The following is an 18,693-nucleotide window of genomic DNA, read 5'->3' as shown; positions in this document are numbered from 1 at the left end:
TGCGGTTATCGCATTCCACTTTTCTTGTTTTTGACTCCATCGGGGTTTAACGCGTATGGCAAAGGGTAAATTCGAGCGCACCAAGCCGCACGTCAACGTCGGCACGATCGGTCACGTGGACCACGGCAAGACGACGCTGACGGCCGCGCTGACGAAGGTCGGTGCAGAGCGTTTCGGTGGTGAATTCAAGGCATATGACGCGATCGACGCGGCGCCGGAAGAGAAGGCCCGTGGTATCACGATCTCGACCGCGCACGTCGAATACGAATCGCCGACCCGCCACTATGCCCACGTGGACTGCCCGGGCCACGCCGACTACGTGAAGAACATGATCACGGGTGCGGCGCAGATGGACGGCGCGATCCTGGTGTGCTCGGCCGCTGACGGCCCGATGCCGCAGACGCGCGAACACATCTTGCTGTCGCGCCAGGTGGGCGTGCCGTACATCGTCGTGTTCCTGAACAAGGCCGACCTGGTGGACGACGCCGAGCTGCTCGAGCTGGTGGAGATGGAAGTGCGCGAGCTGCTCTCCAAGTACGAGTTCCCGGGCGACGACACCCCGATCATCAAGGGTTCGGCCCGTAAGGCGCTGGAAGGCGACCAGTCGGAAATCGGCGTGCCGGCGATCATCGCGCTGGTTGAGGCGCTGGATTCCTGGATTCCGCAGCCGGAGCGTGCGATCGACAAGCCGTTCCTGATGCCGGTGGAAGACGTGTTCTCGATCTCGGGCCGCGGCACCGTGGTGACCGGTCGTATCGAGCGCGGCGTGATCAAGGTCGGTGACGAAATCGAAGTGGTCGGTATCCGTCCGACCCAGAAGACCACCGTGACCGGCGTGGAAATGTTCCGCAAGCTGCTGGACCAGGGTCAGGCCGGTGACAACGCGGGTCTGCTGCTGCGTGGTCTGAAGCGTGACGACGTGGAGCGTGGCCAGGTGCTGGCCAAGCCGGGTTCGATCACCCCGCACACCGAGTTCGAGGGCGAGATCTACGTGCTGTCGAAGGATGAGGGTGGCCGTCATACCCCGTTCTTCAAGGGCTATCGTCCGCAGTTCTACTTCCGCACCACCGACGTGACCGGTGCGATCGAGCTGCCGGAAGGCGTCGAGATGGTGATGCCGGGCGACAACATTAAGATCAAGGCCACGCTGATCCACCCGATCGCGATGGACGAAGGTCTGCGTTTCGCGATCCGCGAAGGCGGCCGTACCGTCGGCGCCGGCGTCGTCGCCAAGATCATCAAGTAAGTTGTAATATGGGAAGTCGCCCGCGACGCGGGCTGTAAAGAGTGAAGGGTGGGTGCCTGGCGCCTCACCCTTTGCGGCGCCCTCGGCGGTGCGGCTTTACAGCAGGCGGAGCGCGCGACTTCACTGATTTCAGAACGTACGCCAGTAGCTCAATTGGCAGAGCAGCGGTCTCCAAAACCGCAGGTTGGGGGTTCGAGTCCCTCCTGGCGTGCCACCTTCCCGAGGATCGATGACGGGTGGCGGGTGGCATCGAGGGCGTGTTGCCCTGGGTGTCGGCTCTCATCCGATCGCTGCGCATGAATACCAAGGCAGAACAGCCCAAGAGCGTGAACGCGGCCGATGTCGGCAAGCTGGTGCTTGCCGTGCTGGTGCTGGCCGGCGGCATCTTTGCCTATTCCTGGTTCAGTACCGACGCCAATATTCCCGCTTCTGTGCGCCTGATTGGTGTGCTGGTGGCTCTGGTGGTCGCACTGGCTATCGCGGCGACTACGTCGCTCGGGCGCCGCGTCCGCGGGTTTCTGGTCGAATCGCAGTTCGAAATGCGGAAGGTCGTATGGCCGACACGTGACGAGACGCTCAAGACCACCGGTATCATTATTGTCGTCGTGATCGTTCTCTCGCTGCTGTTGGGCCTGATCGATCTCATTCTCAAGTCGGTCGTGCTCGACTGGCTGCTCAAGCTGGGGTCGTGAGGTAAAGAGCATGAGCAAGCGTTGGTATGTAGTGCACGCCTATTCGGGCTTCGAGAACCAGGTGAAGCGGTCGCTCGTTGAGCGCATCGCACGTGCTGGTATGGAAGAGAGGTTCGGCGAAGTACTGGTGCCGACCGAAGAAGTGATTGAGATGCGTGGTGGCCAGAAGCGCCGCAGCGATCGCAAGTTCTTCCCGGGGTACGTGCTGGTCCAGATCGAAACCGACACCGAGGGCAAGGCGCCGCGCATTGACGACGAGTGCTGGCATCTGGTGAAGGAAACCCCGAAAGTCATGGGTTTCATCGGCGGTACCGCCGACCGTCCGCTGCCCATCCGCGACAGCGAGGCTGACGCCATCCTGAGTCGTGTGCGCGAGGGTGTCGAAAAGCCCAAGCCGAAGGTCTTGTTCGAGCCGGGTGAGATGGTTCGCGTCACCGAGGGTCCGTTCAACGACTTCAATGGCGTGGTCGAGGAAGTCAACTACGAGAAGAGTCGCCTGCGCGTCGCGGTGCTGATCTTCGGTCGCTCGACCCCGGTCGAGCTGGAGTTTGGTCAGGTCGAGAAGGCCTGATCCTGGCCCCGGCACGGGGCTTGCTTAAAAACTGGTCAATCTTTACACTATGCGGTTCACGCCGGGGCATTCGCTCGGCGTGTCCGTGTTTTCGGGGTTCGCAGGAGCGCGGGCCTCCCTCCATCCAGGGAACGATGTACTGCGAGGAGCCGCAAGGCGCTTGAACTCGCGAGGAAAATCCAATGGCAAAGAAAGTCGTCGGTTACATCAAGCTGCAGGTCAAGGCCGGTCAGGCCAACCCGTCGCCGCCGGTGGGTCCCGCCCTCGGTCAGCGCGGCCTGAACATTATGGAATTCTGCAAGGCGTTCAATGCCGCCACGCAGAAGATGGAGCCGGGTCTGCCGATCCCGGTGATCATCACCGCCTACTCGGACCGCAGCTTCACCTTTATCACCAAGACCCCGCCCGCCACGGTCCTCATCAAGAAGGCCACCGGCGTCGCCAAGGGTTCGTCCAAGCCGAATACCGACAAGGTCGGCAAGATCACCCGCAAGCAGTTGGAAGACGTTGCGAAGCAGAAGGAGCCGGATCTCACGGCTGCTGATCTGGACGCTGCAGTGCGCACCATCGCCGGTAGCGCGCGCAGCATGGGCTTGGTGGTGGAGGGCTAAGACATGGCAAAGCTCACGAAGCGTATGAAGGCGGCTCAGGCCGCAGTGCAGCCGGGCAAGTTCTATGGCCTGGAAGAAGCCCTGAATATCGTCAAGAACAACGCCAAGGCGAAGTTCTCGGAGTCCGTTGACGTGGCCGTGCGCCTCGGCATCGACGCCAAGAAGTCGGACCAGGGCGTGCGTGGCTCGTCGCTGCTGCCGCACGGCACCGGCAAGACCGTCAAGGTCGCCGTGTTCGTGCCTGCCGGTGAGAAGGCCGAGGCCGCCAAGGCTGCCGGTGCCGACGCCGTCGGTATGGACGACCTGGCCGAGCGTATGCAGGCGGGCGATCTCGACTTCGGTCGCGTGATCGCTACCCCGGACGCGATGCGCGTGGTCGGTAAGCTCGGCCAGCTGCTCGGTCCGCGCGGCCTGATGCCGAACCCGAAGGATGGTTCGGTCACCGCTGACGTCGCCACGGCTGTGAAGAATGCCAAGGCCGGCCAGGTGAAGTTCCGCAACGACAAGGCGGGCATCATCCACGCCACCATCGGCAAGGCCAGCTTCGAGGCTGCCCAGCTCGCCGACAACCTGAACGCTCTGGTTGCCGACCTGCTGAAGGCCAAGCCGGCCACGGCCAAGGGCCAGTATCTGCAGAAGGTCGCTCTGTCCAGCACCATGGGCGTGGGCGTGCCGGTCGATACGTCGTCCCTGACGATCTCGACCAAGTAAGACTTCAAGTCCTGCGTCGACTCCGGTCGGCGCAGGCAAGTTTTTGAGGGCAGCCCTGGCGTCTAGCCGGAGCCGCCGTCAAAGACCGCAGGCGCGATCAGCGCGCGACGACGACGAGCAGGGAGCTCGTATTTGGCAAGGAAACGCCGTCGCCGCCAGCGGGATCGCTTAATCGGATGTCTGGTGAATCCGGCCTGCGTAGATGGTGCTGCCCCTTCTGGAATGTTCGATGTGTTCTGGAAAGGCCACCACCCGGGACCTTGCGTCCCCGACGTCATGGATGGCGTCGCTCAGGACCGCGCGCGGCAGGAGCCGTAAGCGGAGTTCATAAGAGGAGTGAAAAATGGCTCTGAATCTCTCTCAGAAGCAAGAAGTAGTCGCCGAACTGGCAGAAGTTGCTGCTAAGGCTCACTCCTTGGTCGCAGCCGAGTACGCGGGCACCACGGTCGAACAGATGACCGCGATGCGCAAGAAAGCCCGTGAATCCGGCGTGTTCCTGAAAGTTGTCAAGAACACGCTTGCTTCGCGCGCCGTGGTCGGCACCGAGTTCGAGGTCGTCAAAGACGCTCTGACCGGTCCGCTGCTGTACGCGTTCTCGACTGAGGAACCCGGTGCTGCCGGGCGCCTGATCAAGGAATTCGCCAAGACCAACGACAAGCTGAAGGCGAAAGTCGTCTCGGTGGAAGGCAAGCTGTTGCCGGCCGCGCACGTAGAAGTGCTGGCCTCGCTGCCGACCCGCGAACAGGCACTGTCCATGCTGGCTCGTGTGCTGGCCGAACCGGCTGCCATGTTCGCCCGCGTCGTCAAGGCTGTGGCCGACAAGCAGGGTGGTGGCGAAGTCGCCGCCGAAGCCCCGGCTGAAGCCGAGCCCGCCTAAGTACGCCGTCTACTTAAATCGAATCAATTTCCAGAGGTAAATCAAAATGTCCCTGACCAACGAACAGATCGTTGAAGCCGTTGCCGCCAAGTCGCTGATGGAAGTGATGGACCTGGTGAAGGCCATCGAAGAGAAGTTTGGCGTGACCGCCGCCGCTCCGGTGATGGTTGCTGCTGGCCCGGCCGCTGCCGGCCCGGCTGCTGAAGAGCAGACCGAGTTCGACGTGATCCTGAAGAGCGCCGGCGAGAAGAAGGTCGACGTGATCAAGGCCGTCCGCGCCATCACCGGCCTGGGCCTGAAGGAAGCGAAGGACCTGACCGAGGCCGGTGGCGTCGTGAAGGAAGCCGCTTCGAAGGACGACGCTGCGAAGTTCAAGAAGGACCTCGAAGCTGCCGGCGCCACGGTCGAACTGAAGTAATCGGCGCTCTTGCGCGCCGTCAGTTTGATCTAGCGTCAAGCAAGCCTGGGGACGTAAGTCCCCGGGCTTTGCCTGTTACGGAATTTCGCGTGGGATCACGCGGCCTGTAGCGACCAAGCGTCATCTTTGGGTTCGTGTTTTACGCGTCGGGAAGACAGCACTGAAAGGCCAGCAACCCATCGCCGACCTTTGATTTATGCCTTTTTGGCGCATCGACTGGTAGGGCAGCACACCCTGGCCGTCGACCGCAGACACAGCTTTCACAATTCAGCCGGTGTGTGCACCACCGGCGTCACTGCGAACCGAGGCGGTACCCACCATGACCTACTCGTTTACCGAGAAGAAGCGCATCCGCAAGGATTTCGGCAAGCGTCCCCCTGTATTGGGCGTGCCGAACCTGCTGACCATCCAGACCGATTCCTATAGGGAGTTCCTGCAGGAGCATGTCGCGCCCAAGCAGCGCGACGACAAGGGTCTACATGCCGCGCTGAAGTCGGTTTTCCCGATCTCCAGCTATTCCGGCAATGCAGCGCTTGAGTATGTCGACTATCGCCTCGGCGAACCTGCATTCGACGAGCGCGAGTGCCGCAACCGCGGCATGACCTTCGGCGCGCCGCTGCGTGTGACCGTGCGCCTGGTCATCTATGACAAGGACAGCCCGGCATCGAAGAAAGCCGTGAAGTATGTGAAGGAGCAAGAGGTCTACATGGGCGAAATTCCGCTCATGACCGACACCGGCACCTTCATCATCAACGGCACCGAGCGCGTCATCGTCTCGCAGCTGCATCGTTCGCCTGGCGTGTTCTTCGATCACGACCGTGGCAAGACGCACAGCTCGGGCAAGCTGCTGTTCTCGGCTCGCGTGATTCCTTACCGCGGCTCCTGGCTGGACTTCGAGTTCGACCCGAAGGACGCGCTGTTCACCCGTATCGACCGTCGCCGCAAGCTGCCGGTGACGGTGCTGCTGCGTGCGCTGGGCTACAGCAACGTCGAGATGCTGGACATCTTCTTCGAGCACAACGTGTTTCACCTGGGCAAGAAGGGTGGTACCACGCTTGAGCTGGTGGCCGAGCGTCTGCGCGGCGAAACGCTGACGTTCGATCTGACGATCGGTGACAAGGTGCTGGTGGAAGCCGGCAAGCGCATCACTGCGCGTCACGTGCGCCAGCTGGCCGCTGAAAACATCACCGCGCTGGAAGTGCCGGACGACTACCCGGTCGGCCGCATCCTGGCCACCGACATTGTTGACAGCAAGACCGGCGAGTTGCTGGCTTCGGCCAACGACGAAATCACCGCCGAGCAGCTCGAAGCCTTCCGCAAGACGGGCATCGAGACCGTACCGACGCTGTACGTCAATGACCTTGATCGTGGCGCTTACGTCTCAAACACCTTGCGCATCGATAACACCAAGACGCAGCTCGAAGCGCTGGTGGAAATCTACCGCATGATGCGTCCGGGCGAGCCGCCGACGAAGGATGCCGCGCAGAACCTGTTCTTCAATCTGTTCTTCACCTTCGACCGCTACGACCTGTCGGCCGTCGGCCGCATGAAGTTCAACCGTCGTGTCGGCCGCCAGGACATCCTTGGCCCGGGCGTGCTGTACGACCATAAATACTTCCAGGATCGCAAGGAAGAGGATTCGCAGGCGCTGGTGAAGTCGCAGGGCGATACCTCCGACATCCTTGACGTGCTGAAGGTGCTGATCGACATCAAGAACGGTCATGGCACCGTTGATGACATCGACCATCTCGGCAACCGTCGCGTGCGTTCGGTCGGCGAAATGGCCGAGAACACCTTCCGCATCGGTCTGGTGCGTGTTGAGCGTGCGGTGCGCGAGCGCCTGTCGCTGGCCGAGTCCGAGGGACTGACCCCGCAGGAGCTGATCAACGCCAAGCCGGTCGCGGCTGCGGTGAAGGAGTTCTTCGGCTCCTCGCAGCTTAGCCAGTTCATGGACCAGAACAACCCGCTGTCGGAAGTGACGCACAAGCGTCGCGTCTCGGCTCTCGGCCCGGGCGGTCTGACCCGCGAACGCGCCGGCTTCGAAGTGCGCGACGTGCATCCGACCCATTACGGACGCGTTTGCACCATCGAAACGCCTGAAGGCCCGAACATCGGCCTGATCAACTCGCTCGCCGTGTATGCGCGCACCAATACGTACGGCTTCCTCGAGACGCCGTACCGCAAGGTCGTGAACGGCAAGGTGACCGACAAGGTGGATTACCTGTCGGCCATCGAAGAGGGCGATCACGTAATCGCGCAGGCGAACTCGCCGCTCAACAAGGACGGCAGCTTCGTCGAGGACTTCGTGTCCTGCCGTTTCCGCGGCGAGTCCGAGCTGCGTCCGTCGGCTGAAGTTGGCTACATGGACGTCTCGCCCATGCAGACCGTGTCGGTCGCGGCGGCACTAGTCCCGTTCCTCGAGCACGATGACGCGAACCGCGCACTGATGGGCGCGAACATGCAGCGTCAGGCCGTGCCGACCCTCCGTTCGCAGACTCCGCTGGTGGGTACCGGCATCGAGCGCGCCGTGGCGCGTGACTCGGGCGTCATCGTCAGCGCCAAGCGCGGTGGCGTGATCGACCAGGTCGACGCTGGCCGTATCGTGGTGCGCGTGAACGAGGAAGAAGTCGGCGATAACGACGCCGGCGTCGATATCTACACGCTGACCAAGTACACCCGTTCCAACCAGAACACCAACCTCAACCAGCGTCCGCTGGTGAACGTAGGTGACGTGGTGGCAAAGGGCGACACGCTGGCCGATGGTTCGTCGACCGACCTGGGTGAGCTCGCGCTCGGCCAGAACATGCTGATCGCCTTCATGCCGTGGAACGGCTACAACTTCGAAGACTCGATCCTGCTCTCCGAGCGCGTCGTGCAGGAAGACCGCTACACCTCGATCCATATCGAGGAGCTGTCCTGCATTGCCCGTGACACCAAGCTGGGCGCCGAGGAAATCACCGCCGACATCCCGAACGTGGGCGAACAGGCGCTGGCGCGTCTGGACGAGTCGGGCATCGTGTACATCGGTGCCGAGGTGAAGGCCGGCGACATCATGGTCGGCAAGGTCACGCCGAAGGGCGAGAGCCAGCTGACGCCGGAGGAGAAGTTGCTGCGTGCGATCTTCGGTGAGAAGGCGTCGGATGTGAAGGACAGCTCGCTGCGCGTGCCGCCGGGTATGGACGGCACCGTCATCGACGTGCAGGTCTTCACCCGCGACGGCATCGAGAAGGACAAGCGCGCGAAGCAGATCGAGGAAATGGAAGTCAAGCGTATCCGTAAGGATCTTGATGACCAGTTCCGCATCCTGGAGGGAGCGATCTACAACCGTATGCGCACTCAGCTCGTCGGCAAGAGCGCGATGAGCGGTCCGGGCGGTCTGAAGCGTGGTGTGGAAATCACGGACGCCTACCTGGACGGCCTGAAGAAGGACGACTGGTTCAAGGTCAACGTGAAGGACGAGGACGTCACCGAGTTCCTCGAGCGCGCGGCTGACCAGATCAAGCGTCACAAGGAAGAGTTCGACAAGCGCTTCAAGGAGAAGCAGGGCAAGATCACCCAGGGTGACGACCTTGCCCCGGGCGTGCTCAAGATGGTCAAGGTGTTCCTGGCCGTGAAGCGCCGCATCCAGCCGGGCGACAAGATGGCTGGTCGCCACGGTAACAAGGGTGTGGTGTCCAACGTGGTGCCGGTGGAGGACATGCCGTTCTCTGCTGACGGTACGCCGGTCGACATCGTGCTGAACCCGCTGGGCGTGCCTTCGCGTATGAACATCGGTCAGATTCTGGAAGTCCACTTGGGCTGGGCCGCCAAGGGCCTGGGCAAGAAGATCCAGAAGATGATCGAGGCGCAGGAGAAGGTCGCGAAGATCCGCGAGTTCCTTGACCAGATCTACAACCATCACGTCGCTGGTGCCGTGCAGCATGTTGACCTGAAGTCGCTCACCGATCAGGAAATCCTGACCCTGGCGACCAACCTGCAGGAAGGCGTGCCGATGGCTACGCCGGTGTTCGACGGTGCTGAAGAGCAAGAGATCAAGGCGATGCTGAAGCTGGCGGATCTGCCCGAGTCGGGTCAGACCACGCTATTCGACGGCCGTACCGGCGAGGCGTTCGATCGCCCGGTCACCGTGGGCTACATGCACTACCTGAAGCTGAACCACCTTGTCGACGACAAGATGCACGCGCGTTCGACCGGTCCGTACTCGCTCGTCACCCAGCAGCCGCTGGGCGGCAAGGCGCAGTTCGGCGGTCAGCGCTTCGGCGAAATGGAAGTCTGGGCGCTGGAAGCCTACGGCGCGGCCTACACCCTGCAGGAAATGCTGACGGTGAAGTCCGACGACGTGCAGGGCCGCAACCAGATGTACAAGAACATTGTCGACGGCAACCACGAGATGGCGGCTGGCATGCCGGAATCCTTCAACGTGTTGGTGAAGGAAATCCGCTCGCTCGGTATCGACATCGACCTGGAAGAGATCAAGTAACCAGCGGGTTACAGGAGCTTATGCAATGAAAGATTTGCTCAATCTGTTCAATCAGCAGCGCACCACGCCCGATTTTGATTCGATCAAGATCGCGCTGGCGTCGCCCGAGCTGATCCGCTCGTGGTCGTACGGCGAGGTGAAGAAGCCCGAGACGATCAACTACCGCACCTTCAAGCCTGAGCGTGATGGCCTGTTCTGCGCCGCCATCTTCGGCCCGGTGAAGGACTACGAGTGCCTGTGCGGCAAGTACAAGCGCATGAAGCATCGTGGCGTGGTCTGCGAGAAGTGCGGCACTGAGGTCACCCTGGCCAAGGTGCGTCGCGAGCGCATGGGCCACATCGAGCTGGCCAGCCCCACCGCGCACATCTGGTTCCTCAAGTCGCTGCCGTCGCGCATCGGCCTGATGCTGGATATGACCCTGCGCGACATCGAGCGCATCCTGTATTTCGAAGCCTTCGTGGTGATCGATCCAGGTTTGACTGCGCTCGAGCGCGGCCAGCTGCTGAGCGAAGATCAGTACCTCGAAGCCGTTGAAGAGCACGGCGATGAATTCGATGCCCGCATGGGTGCCGAGGCCGTCTACGAGTTGCTGAAGTCGCTCGATCTGCCGGGCGAAGTCGTGCGCCTGAAGGAAGAGATCGGCTCGACCAATTCCGAGACCAAGCTCAAGCGCCTCACCAAGCGTGTCAAGCTGATCGAGGCGTTCCTCGAGTCCGGCAACAAGCCGGAGTGGATGGTTCTCACTGTGCTGCCGGTACTGCCGCCGGACCTGCGTCCGCTGGTGCCGCTGGACGGTGGCCGCTTTGCGACCTCCGACCTCAACGATCTGTACCGTCGCGTCATCAACCGCAACAACCGTCTGAAGCGTCTGCTTGAACTCAATGCGCCCGACATCATCGTGCGCAACGAGAAGCGCATGCTGCAGGAATCGGTCGATGCGCTGCTCGACAACGGCCGCCGCGGCCGTGCCATTACCGGCACGAACAAGCGCGCGCTGAAGTCGCTGGCCGACATGATCAAGGGCAAGCAGGGCCGCTTCCGCCAGAACCTGCTCGGCAAGCGCGTGGACTACTCCGGTCGTTCGGTGATCGTGGTCGGTCCGACCCTGCGCCTGCACCAGTGCGGCCTGCCGAAGAAGATGGCGCTTGAGCTGTTCAAGCCCTTCATCTTCGCCAAGCTGCAGGCCCGCGGCGAAGCCACCACCATCAAGGCTGCCAAGAAACTCGTCGAGCGCGAAGAAGGCCAGGTGTGGGACATCCTCGAGGACGTGATCCGCGAGCATCCTGTGCTGCTGAACCGTGCGCCGACGCTGCATCGCCTCGGCATCCAGGCGTTCGAGCCGGTGCTGATCGAAGGCAAGGCCATCCAGTTGCATCCGCTGGTCTGTACCGCGTTCAACGCCGACTTCGACGGCGATCAGATGGCCGTGCACGTGCCGCTGTCTATCGAGGCGCAGCTCGAAGCGCGTGCCCTGATGATGTCGTCGAACAACATCCTGTCGCCGGCCAACGGTGAACCGATCATCGTGCCGACCCAGGACGTGGTGCTGGGCCTGTACTACATGACCCGCGAGCTGGTGAACGCGAAGGGCACCGGCATGGTGTTCTCCGGCATCAGCGAGGTGCGTCGTGCGTACGACAACCGCGCCGTCGAGCTGCACGCCAAGATCAAGGTGCGCCTGAAGCAGGTGCACGTCGATGAAAACGGCGAGCGTACGAGCTCCGTGTCTCTGGTGGAAACCACCGTGGGTCGCACGCTGCTGGCCGAAATCCTGCCGGAAGGCCTGCCGTTCGCGCTGGCCAATACCGAGCTGACCAAGAAGGCTATCTCGCGCCTGATCAACTCCAGCTACCGCTTGCTCGGTCTGAAGGAGACCGTGGTGTTCGCGGACAAGCTGATGTACACCGGCTTCCGCTTTGCTACCCGCGCGGGTATCTCGATCGGCATCGATGACATGATCATCCCCGATCAGAAGAAGCCGATCCTGGAAGAGGCCGAGAAGGAAGTGGTCGAGATCCAGGAGCAGTATCAGTCGGGTCTGGTCACTGCCGGCGAGCGTTACAACAAGGTGGTCGACATCTGGTCGCGCACCAACGAGCTCGTCGCCAAGGCGATGATCGACGGTATCGGTACCGAGAAGGTCACTGACTCCGAAGGCAAGACGGTCAACCAGAAGTCGATGAACTCGCTGTACATCATGGCCGACTCCGGCGCTCGTGGTTCGGTGGCGCAGATTCGTCAGCTGGCTGGTATGCGCGGCCTGATGGCCCGTCCGGATGGCTCGATCATCGAGACCCCGATCAAGGCCAACTTCCGCGAAGGCCTGAACGTGCTGCAGTACTTCAACTCCACCCACGGTGCCCGTAAGGGTCTCGCGGATACGGCGCTGAAGACCGCTAACTCTGGTTACCTGACCCGTCGTCTTGTCGACGTGGCGCAGGACGTGGTCATCACCTCGCACGATTGCGGCACCGAAGACGGCGTGATCATGCAGCCGATCGTGGAAGGCGGCGACGTGGTCGAGCCGTTGCGCGAGCGTGTGCTCGGTCGCGTGGTGGTCGAGGACGTCTATGGCCCGGGCAACGACGATCAGGCGATTGTCACCCGCGACACTCTGCTGGACGAAGCTCTGGTCGAGAAGCTCGACAAGGCCGGCGTGCAGTCGATCAAGGTGCGTTCGCCGATCACCTGCCAGGCCAGCCATGGCGTGTGCGCGCTCTGCTATGGCCGAGATCTGGCCCGTGGCCACCTGGTCAACATGGGTGAGGCCGTGGGTGTGGTCGCTGCGCAGTCGATCGGTGAGCCGGGTACCCAGCTGACCATGCGTACGTTCCATATCGGTGGCGCGGCTTCCCGTGCGGCCGCCGTGGACAACGTGACGGTGAAGACCACCGGCACGCTGAAGTTCAACAACCTCAAGACCGTGCAGCACGCCCAGGGTCACCTGGTTGCGGTGTCGCGTTCCGGCGAAGTGTCGGTGATCGACGCCAATGGCCGTGAGCGCGAGCGTTACAAGGTGCCTTACGGCGCCACCATCGCGGTCAAGGATGGCGCGGCAGTCAAGGCTGGCCAGACCGTGGCCAACTGGGATCCGCATACCCATCCGATCGTGTCGGAAGTGGCCGGTACCGTGCGCTTCATCGACTTCATCGATGGCGTCACCGTGCAGAGCCAGACCGACGAACTGACCGGCCTCGAGTCGGCGGTGGTGACCGATCCGAAGCGTCGCGGTACCGCGGCCAAGGATTTGCGCCCGATCGTGCGCCTGGAAGACAGCAAGGGCCGTGAGCTCAAGCTGCCGGGTACCGACGTGCCGGCTCAGTACATGCTGCCGGCTGGCGCGATCGTGTCGATCCAGAACGGCGTGGAAGTGGGCGTGGGTGACGTGGTCGCCCGTATCCCGCAGGAAACGTCGAAGACCCGCGATATCACCGGTGGTCTGCCGCGCGTGGCGGATTTGTTCGAAGCCCGCAAGCCGAAGGAGCCGGCCATTCTCGCCGAGCGTTCGGGTGTGATCAGCTTCGGCAAGGACACCAAGGGCAAGCAGCGCCTGATCATCAAGGACGTGGACGGCAACGAGCACGAGGAGCTGATTCCGAAGTGGCGTCAGGTCATCGTGTTCGAAGGCGAGCACGTGGAGAAGGGCGAGACCGTGGTGGACGGCGAGCCGAGCCCGCACGACATCCTGCGCCTGCTGGGTGTCGAGCCGCTGGCTTCGTACCTGGTCAAGGAAATCCAGGACGTCTACCGTCTGCAGGGCGTGAAGATCAACGATAAGCACATCGAAGCGATCATTCGCCAGATGCTGCGCAAGGTCGAAATCACCGAGCCGGGCGAAAGCCATTATCTGCGCGGTGAACAGGTCGAGCGCGTGCGTATCAACGCCGAAAACGATCGTGCGGTTAGCCGCAACGAGCGCCCGGCGGAGTACCAGTCGGTGCTGCTGGGTATCACCAAGGCCTCGCTGGCTACCGAGTCGTTCATCTCGGCGGCCTCGTTCCAGGAAACCACCCGCGTCCTTACCGAAGCGGCGGTTCGTGGCACACGCGATACCTTGCGTGGCCTGAAGGAAAATGTTATCGTCGGCCGTCTCATCCCGGCAGGTACGGGTCTGGCGTACCACGCACAGCGTCGTCGCCAGGGCGGTCTGACCGCCTCGGAGCTGGAGACCCTTTCCGGTTCCGCCTCGGTCTCCTTCGCGGAAGCCACCGTCGGTAGCGACAATGGTGTGGAGTAAGTCCGTCCCGCGGACTGCTCGCTAACATACGAAATGAGGCGCAAGGATTGCGCCTCGTGTTCGAGTCAAGGAGGGCAGGGCGTCAGCTTGTCTGTGACAAGCTGCCCATGTTAAATTCCCGCTTCTTGGCAGACCGAGCTGATTCGGTCTGCCTTTATGTTTCTCAGGAAAAGTTTCGCATGTCGACTATCAACCAGTTGGTGCGCAAGTCCCGCAGCCCGAAGAGCTATAAGAGCGCTTCCCCGGCTCTGCAGAACAGCCCGCAGCGTCGCGGCGTCTGCACGCGCGTCTATACGACCACCCCGAAAAAGCCGAACTCGGCCCTGCGTAAGGTTGCCAAAGTGCGCCTCACCAACGGCTATGAGGTCATCAGCTACATCGGTGGCGAAGGTCACAACCTGCAGGAGCACTCGGTAGTGCTGATCCGTGGCGGTCGCGTCAAGGATCTGCCGGGTGTGCGTTACCACACGGTGCGCGGCAGCCTCGACTGCGCCGGTGTCACCAAGCGCCGTCAGTCGCGCTCGAAGTACGGCGCCAAGCGCCCGAAGAGCTAAGAGCTAAAGGACACGAAACATGTCGCGTAAAGGTTCACATCCCGCCCGTCTGGTTCTGCCGGACCCCAAGCATGGCAGCCAGCTGATCGCCCGCTTCATCAATATGGTGATGAAGAGTGGCAAGAAGTCCGTTGCCGAGAGCATCGTCTACGGTGCCCTGGATCATCTGGGCGAAAAGAATGCCGAGCCAGTGGCTCTGGTTGAGAAGGCCCTGAATAACATTGCTCCGGCCGTCGAGGTGAAGTCTCGCCGCGTCGGTGGTGCTACCTATCAGGTGCCGGTTGAAGTGCGTTCGGGTCGTCGTATGGCGCTGGCCATGCGCTGGGCGATCGAGTCCGCCCGCAAGCGTGGCGAGACCTCGATGCCGCGCAAGCTGGCCGCCGAGCTGCTTGAGGCGTCCGAGAATCGCGGTGGCGCGATCAAGAAGCGCGAAGAAACCCATCGCATGGCGGAAGCCAACAAGGCCTTCTCGCATTACCGCTGGTAAGCAAGGATTCCCCGCGGCCAGGATGGCCGCTTTTCCCGGGAATGGATTCCCGTAGAAAGTAATTTTCGAGGTTACTACCGTGGCACGCACCACTCCCATCGAGCGCTACCGCAACTTCGGCATCATGGCTCACATCGATGCCGGCAAGACCACCACCACGGAGCGCATCCTGTTCTACACCGGCGTCAGTCACAAGATTGGCGAGGTGCATGACGGTGCTGCAACGATGGACTGGATGGAGCAGGAGCAGGAGCGCGGCATCACCATTACGTCGGCGGCAACCACCGCGTTCTGGAAGGGCATGGATCGCTCCCTGCCCGAGCACCGCTTCAACATCATCGACACCCCCGGACACGTGGACTTCACCATTGAGGTGGAGCGTTCGCTGCGCGTGCTCGACGGTGCGGTGTTCGTGCTCTGCGCCGTGGGTGGCGTGCAGCCGCAGTCGGAAACCGTGTGGCGTCAGGCCAACAAGTACAAAGTGCCGCGCCTTGCGTTCGTCAACAAGATGGACCGCACTGGTGCGAACTTCTACAAAGTCGTTGAGCAGCTGAAGGCTCGTCTCGGCGCAACCCCGGTCGAAATGCAGGTTCCGATCGGTGCCGAAGACAATTTCGAGGGCGTCGTTGACCTCCTCAAGATGAAATCGATCATCTGGGACATGGAGTCCCAGGGCATGAAGTTCGAGTACCAGGATATCCCGGCGAACCTTGCTGAGAAGGCTGCGGCTGCTCGCACGGCGATGGTTGAGGCCGCGGCGGAAGCCACCGAAGAACTGATGGACAAGTACCTGGGCGGCGAAGAGCTGTCGGAGGCCGAGATCATCGAGGGCCTGCGTCAGCGTACGCTGCGCAGCGAGATCATTCCGGTCTTCTGCGGCACGGCGTTCAAGAACAAGGGCGTTCAGGCGATGCTCGACGCGGTCGTCAATCTGCTGCCATCGCCGATCGATCGTCCGCCAGTCGAAGGCGTGGACGACAACGACAAGCCGGATACCCGCAAGGCAGACGATGGTGCTCCGTTCTCCGCGCTCGCGTTCAAGATCATGACCGACCCGTTCGTCGGTTCGCTGACGTTCTTCCGTGTCTACTCGGGCACGTTGAATTCCGGTGATGCCGTCTATAACCCGGTCAAGAGTAAGAAAGAGCGCATCGGCCGCATCCTGCAGATGCACGCGAACGAGCGTCAGGAACTGAAGGAAGTCCGTGCCGGCGACATCGCCGCAGCGGTCGGCCTGAAGGACGTGACGACCGGTGACACGCTGTGCGCGCAGGATCACATCATCACTCTGGAGCGCATGACGTTCCCGGAGCCGGTGATCTCGATGGCGGTCGAGCCGAAGACCAAGTCGGACCAGGAAAAGATGGGCATCGCTCTCGGCCGTCTGGCTGCGGAAGATCCGTCATTCCGCGTGCGTACGGACGAAGAGTCGGGCCAGACGATCATCTCGGGCATGGGCGAGCTTCACCTGGATATCCTGGTGGATCGCATGAAGCGCGAGTTCAACGTCGAGGCCAACGTCGGCAAGCCGCAGGTGGCTTACCGCGAGACGATTCGCTCGTCGGACGTCAAGTCGGACTACAAGCACGCCAAGCAGTCGGGTGGTAAGGGTCAGTACGGTCACGTTGTGATCGAGCTGTCGCCGATCAGCGAGGCGGATCGTGCGGACGAGAAGCTCGCCGCGACGATCAAGGACGACTTCCTCTTCATCAACGACATCACGGGTGGCGTGATTCCGAAGGAATTCATTCCGTCGGTTGAGAAGGGTCTGCGCGAAACCATCACCAGCGGTCCGCTGGCTGGCTTCCCGGTGGTCAACGTGAAGGTGAAGCTGGTGTTCGGCTCCTACCACGATGTCGACTCGTCCGAAATGGCGTTCAAGCTCGCCGCATCGATGGCGTTCAAGCAGGGCTTCGCTAAGGCGTCGCCGGTGCTGCTCGAGCCGATCATGAAGGTCGAGGTGGTGACGCCGGAAGATTACGTCGGTGACGTCATGGGCGACATGAGCCGTCGTCGCGGCCTGCTGCAGGGCCAGGACGATACGCCGTCGGGCAAGACCATTAATGCGATGGTCCCGCTGGGCGAGATGTTCGGTTACGCGACGACGATTCGTTCGCTGACCCAGGGTCGCGCCACCTTCACGATGGAGTTCGACCATTACGCTGAAGCGCCGAACAATATCGCCGAGCAGGTCATGAAGAAGGCCTGATAAGGCTCTCTTCGTTCCCAATAACACAGTTCTTTTAGAGGTTTTGAGTCATGGCAAAGGGTAAATTCGAGCGCACCAAGCCGCACGTCAACGTCGGCACGATCGGTCACGTGGACCACGGCAAGACGACGCTGACGGCCGCGCTGACGAAGGTCGGTGCAGAGCGTTTCGGTGGTGAATTCAAGGCATATGACGCGATCGACGCGGCGCCGGAAGAGAAGGCCCGTGGTATCACGATCTCGACCGCGCACGTCGAATACGAATCGCCGACCCGCCACTATGCCCACGTGGACTGCCCGGGCCACGCCGACTACGTGAAGAACATGATCACGGGTGCGGCGCAGATGGACGGCGCGATCCTGGTGTGCTCGGCCGCTGACGGCCCGATGCCGCAGACGCGCGAACACATCTTGCTGTCGCGCCAGGTGGGCGTGCCGTACATCGTCGTGTTCCTGAACAAGGCCGACCTGGTGGACGACGCCGAGCTGCTCGAGCTGGTGGAGATGGAAGTGCGCGAGCTGCTCTCCAAGTACGAGTTCCCGGGCGACGACACCCCGATCATCAAGGGTTCGGCCCGTAAGGCGCTGGAAGGCGACCAGTCGGAAATCGGCGTGCCGGCGATCATCGCGCTGGTTGAGGCGCTGGATTCCTGGATTCCGCAGCCGGAGCGTGCGATCGACAAGCCGTTCCTGATGCCGGTGGAAGACGTGTTCTCGATCTCGGGCCGCGGCACCGTGGTGACCGGTCGTATCGAGCGCGGCGTGATCAAGGTCGGTGACGAAATCGAAGTGGTCGGTATCCGTCCGACCCAGAAGACCACCGTGACCGGCGTGGAAATGTTCCGCAAGCTGCTGGACCAGGGTCAGGCCGGTGACAACGCGGGTCTGCTGCTGCGTGGTCTGAAGCGTGACGACGTGGAGCGTGGCCAGGTGCTGGCCAAGCCGGGTTCGATCACCCCGCACACCGAGTTCGAGGGCGAGATCTACGTGCTGTCGAAGGATGAGGGTGGCCGTCATACCCCGTTCTTCAAGGGCTATCGTCCGCAGTTCTACTTCCGCACCACCGACGTGACCGGTGCGATCGAGCTGCCGGAAGGCGTCGAGATGGTGATGCCGGGCGACAACATTAAGATCAAGGCCACGCTGATCCACCCGATCGCGATGGACGAAGGTCTGCGTTTCGCGATCCGCGAAGGCGGCCGTACCGTCGGCGCCGGCGTCGTCGCCAAGATCATCAAGTAAGTAGCAGCCCTTCCGGGGCGCGAAAGCTAGATTGAGACAAGGGCGGAAGCGTGAGCTTCCGCCCTTTGTTTTGCTCGAGTAGGGAAATGGGCGCTGCCTGAGAATTTTTTCGGAAAAGGCTTTCTTTTTTTTTGTTGCTCGGCTATAGTCGACAAGTTATCCCTGTTGCTTGGTTATGATGCTGAGCAACCTACCGCGAAATGAGGCGCAGGACGTGCTTCGAGTTCGCTCACATGGATGGTGGCGGGAGTGCACGGAGACGGGGCGTAAGCTCTGTTGATCTTTGCATTTACGCGTTTTATACTTTTTCGTCTGGGCAGGCCGATACCGTCGGTCTGCCCGGTCTTTTAGGGTCTGGT

The 18,693-nt window shown here is 61.9% G+C and carries 13 protein-coding genes and 1 tRNA gene; all 14 read left to right on the top strand.

Features of this window, described 5'->3' with window-relative positions; translation table 11 throughout:
• Positions 1-55: 55 nt before the first annotated feature.
• Positions 56-1,246 carry an elongation factor Tu gene (gene tuf / locus ISS97_RS04495; protein ID WP_404580012.1) on the top strand — a complete coding sequence of 397 codons (1,191 nt, stop codon included), beginning with the start codon at positions 56-58 and terminating at the stop codon, positions 1,244-1,246.
• A 138-nt stretch (positions 1,247-1,384) separates the two neighbouring features.
• Positions 1,385-1,460, top strand: a tRNA-Trp gene (locus ISS97_RS04490).
• Positions 1,461-1,542: 82 nt separating this feature from the next.
• Entirely contained in the window at positions 1,543-1,938 is a 396-nt protein-coding gene (secE, locus tag ISS97_RS04485) for a preprotein translocase subunit SecE (protein ID WP_379986399.1), read from the top strand.
• Positions 1,939-1,948: 10 nt separating this feature from the next.
• The gene (nusG, locus tag ISS97_RS04480; protein ID WP_090454767.1) at positions 1,949-2,509 is read left to right on the top strand and encodes a transcription termination/antitermination protein NusG; all 561 of its coding nucleotides are present in this window, start codon (positions 1,949-1,951) and stop codon (positions 2,507-2,509) included.
• A gap of 182 nt (positions 2,510-2,691) precedes the next feature.
• On the top strand, positions 2,692-3,120 hold the full coding sequence (gene rplK / locus ISS97_RS04475) for a 50S ribosomal protein L11 (RefSeq protein ID WP_192165969.1): 429 nt from the start codon (positions 2,692-2,694) through the stop codon (positions 3,118-3,120).
• A gap of 3 nt (positions 3,121-3,123) precedes the next feature.
• Positions 3,124-3,831 (top strand): 50S ribosomal protein L1, encoded by a 708-nt coding sequence (gene rplA / locus ISS97_RS04470; protein WP_379986400.1) that lies wholly within the window; start codon positions 3,124-3,126, stop codon positions 3,829-3,831.
• Positions 3,832-4,174: 343 nt separating this feature from the next.
• The gene (gene rplJ, locus ISS97_RS04465; RefSeq protein ID WP_379986401.1) at positions 4,175-4,708 is read left to right on the top strand and encodes a 50S ribosomal protein L10; all 534 of its coding nucleotides are present in this window, start codon (positions 4,175-4,177) and stop codon (positions 4,706-4,708) included.
• Positions 4,709-4,754: 46 nt separating this feature from the next.
• Positions 4,755-5,126 carry a 50S ribosomal protein L7/L12 gene (gene rplL, locus ISS97_RS04460; RefSeq protein WP_090454778.1) on the top strand — a complete coding sequence of 124 codons (372 nt, stop codon included), beginning with the start codon at positions 4,755-4,757 and terminating at the stop codon, positions 5,124-5,126.
• Between the two features lie 319 nt (positions 5,127-5,445).
• Entirely contained in the window at positions 5,446-9,606 is a 4,161-nt protein-coding gene (gene rpoB / locus ISS97_RS04455; RefSeq protein WP_379986404.1) for a DNA-directed RNA polymerase subunit beta, read from the top strand.
• A gap of 25 nt (positions 9,607-9,631) precedes the next feature.
• Positions 9,632-13,843 (top strand): DNA-directed RNA polymerase subunit beta', encoded by a 4,212-nt coding sequence (rpoC, locus tag ISS97_RS04450; RefSeq protein ID WP_379986405.1) that lies wholly within the window; start codon positions 9,632-9,634, stop codon positions 13,841-13,843.
• 179 nt (positions 13,844-14,022) lie between these two features.
• A complete protein-coding gene (gene rpsL / locus ISS97_RS04445) occupies positions 14,023-14,397 on the top strand; it encodes a 30S ribosomal protein S12 (RefSeq protein WP_026633431.1) in 375 nt (124 codons plus the stop codon).
• Positions 14,398-14,416: 19 nt separating this feature from the next.
• Positions 14,417-14,884 carry a 30S ribosomal protein S7 gene (gene rpsG, locus ISS97_RS04440; RefSeq protein WP_379986407.1) on the top strand — a complete coding sequence of 156 codons (468 nt, stop codon included), beginning with the start codon at positions 14,417-14,419 and terminating at the stop codon, positions 14,882-14,884.
• Positions 14,885-14,963: 79 nt separating this feature from the next.
• Positions 14,964-17,093, top strand: coding sequence for an elongation factor G (gene fusA / locus ISS97_RS04435; protein ID WP_379986408.1), 2,130 nt, complete (start codon positions 14,964-14,966; stop codon positions 17,091-17,093).
• A 50-nt stretch (positions 17,094-17,143) separates the two neighbouring features.
• Positions 17,144-18,334 carry an elongation factor Tu gene (tuf, locus tag ISS97_RS04430; RefSeq protein ID WP_404580012.1) on the top strand — a complete coding sequence of 397 codons (1,191 nt, stop codon included), beginning with the start codon at positions 17,144-17,146 and terminating at the stop codon, positions 18,332-18,334.
• Positions 18,335-18,693 lie beyond the last annotated feature (359 nt).

This window comes from Dyella koreensis, from assembly GCF_044904565.1.
Classification (GTDB): Bacteria; Pseudomonadota; Gammaproteobacteria; order Xanthomonadales; family Rhodanobacteraceae; genus Dyella_D; species Dyella_D koreensis.
This window is presented reverse-complemented; position numbering and strand designations above follow the sequence as displayed.

What these genes read in the sequence shown, in the direction of transcription:
- tuf (WP_404580012.1), top strand. Translation starts at nt 56, where the DNA reads ATGGCAAAGGGTAAATTCGAGCGCACCAAGCCGCACGTCAACGTCGGC.
- secE (WP_379986399.1), top strand. Translation starts at nt 1,543, where the DNA reads ATGAATACCAAGGCAGAACAGCCCAAGAGCGTGAACGCGGCCGATGTC.
- nusG (WP_090454767.1), top strand. Translation starts at nt 1,949, where the DNA reads ATGAGCAAGCGTTGGTATGTAGTGCACGCCTATTCGGGCTTCGAGAAC.
- rplK (WP_192165969.1), top strand. Translation starts at nt 2,692, where the DNA reads ATGGCAAAGAAAGTCGTCGGTTACATCAAGCTGCAGGTCAAGGCCGGT.
- rplA (WP_379986400.1), top strand. Translation starts at nt 3,124, where the DNA reads ATGGCAAAGCTCACGAAGCGTATGAAGGCGGCTCAGGCCGCAGTGCAG.
- rplJ (WP_379986401.1), top strand. Translation starts at nt 4,175, where the DNA reads ATGGCTCTGAATCTCTCTCAGAAGCAAGAAGTAGTCGCCGAACTGGCA.
- rplL (WP_090454778.1), top strand. Translation starts at nt 4,755, where the DNA reads ATGTCCCTGACCAACGAACAGATCGTTGAAGCCGTTGCCGCCAAGTCG.
- rpoB (WP_379986404.1), top strand. Translation starts at nt 5,446, where the DNA reads ATGACCTACTCGTTTACCGAGAAGAAGCGCATCCGCAAGGATTTCGGC.
- rpoC (WP_379986405.1), top strand. Translation starts at nt 9,632, where the DNA reads ATGAAAGATTTGCTCAATCTGTTCAATCAGCAGCGCACCACGCCCGAT.
- rpsL (WP_026633431.1), top strand. Translation starts at nt 14,023, where the DNA reads ATGTCGACTATCAACCAGTTGGTGCGCAAGTCCCGCAGCCCGAAGAGC.
- rpsG (WP_379986407.1), top strand. Translation starts at nt 14,417, where the DNA reads ATGTCGCGTAAAGGTTCACATCCCGCCCGTCTGGTTCTGCCGGACCCC.
- tuf (WP_404580012.1), top strand. Translation starts at nt 17,144, where the DNA reads ATGGCAAAGGGTAAATTCGAGCGCACCAAGCCGCACGTCAACGTCGGC.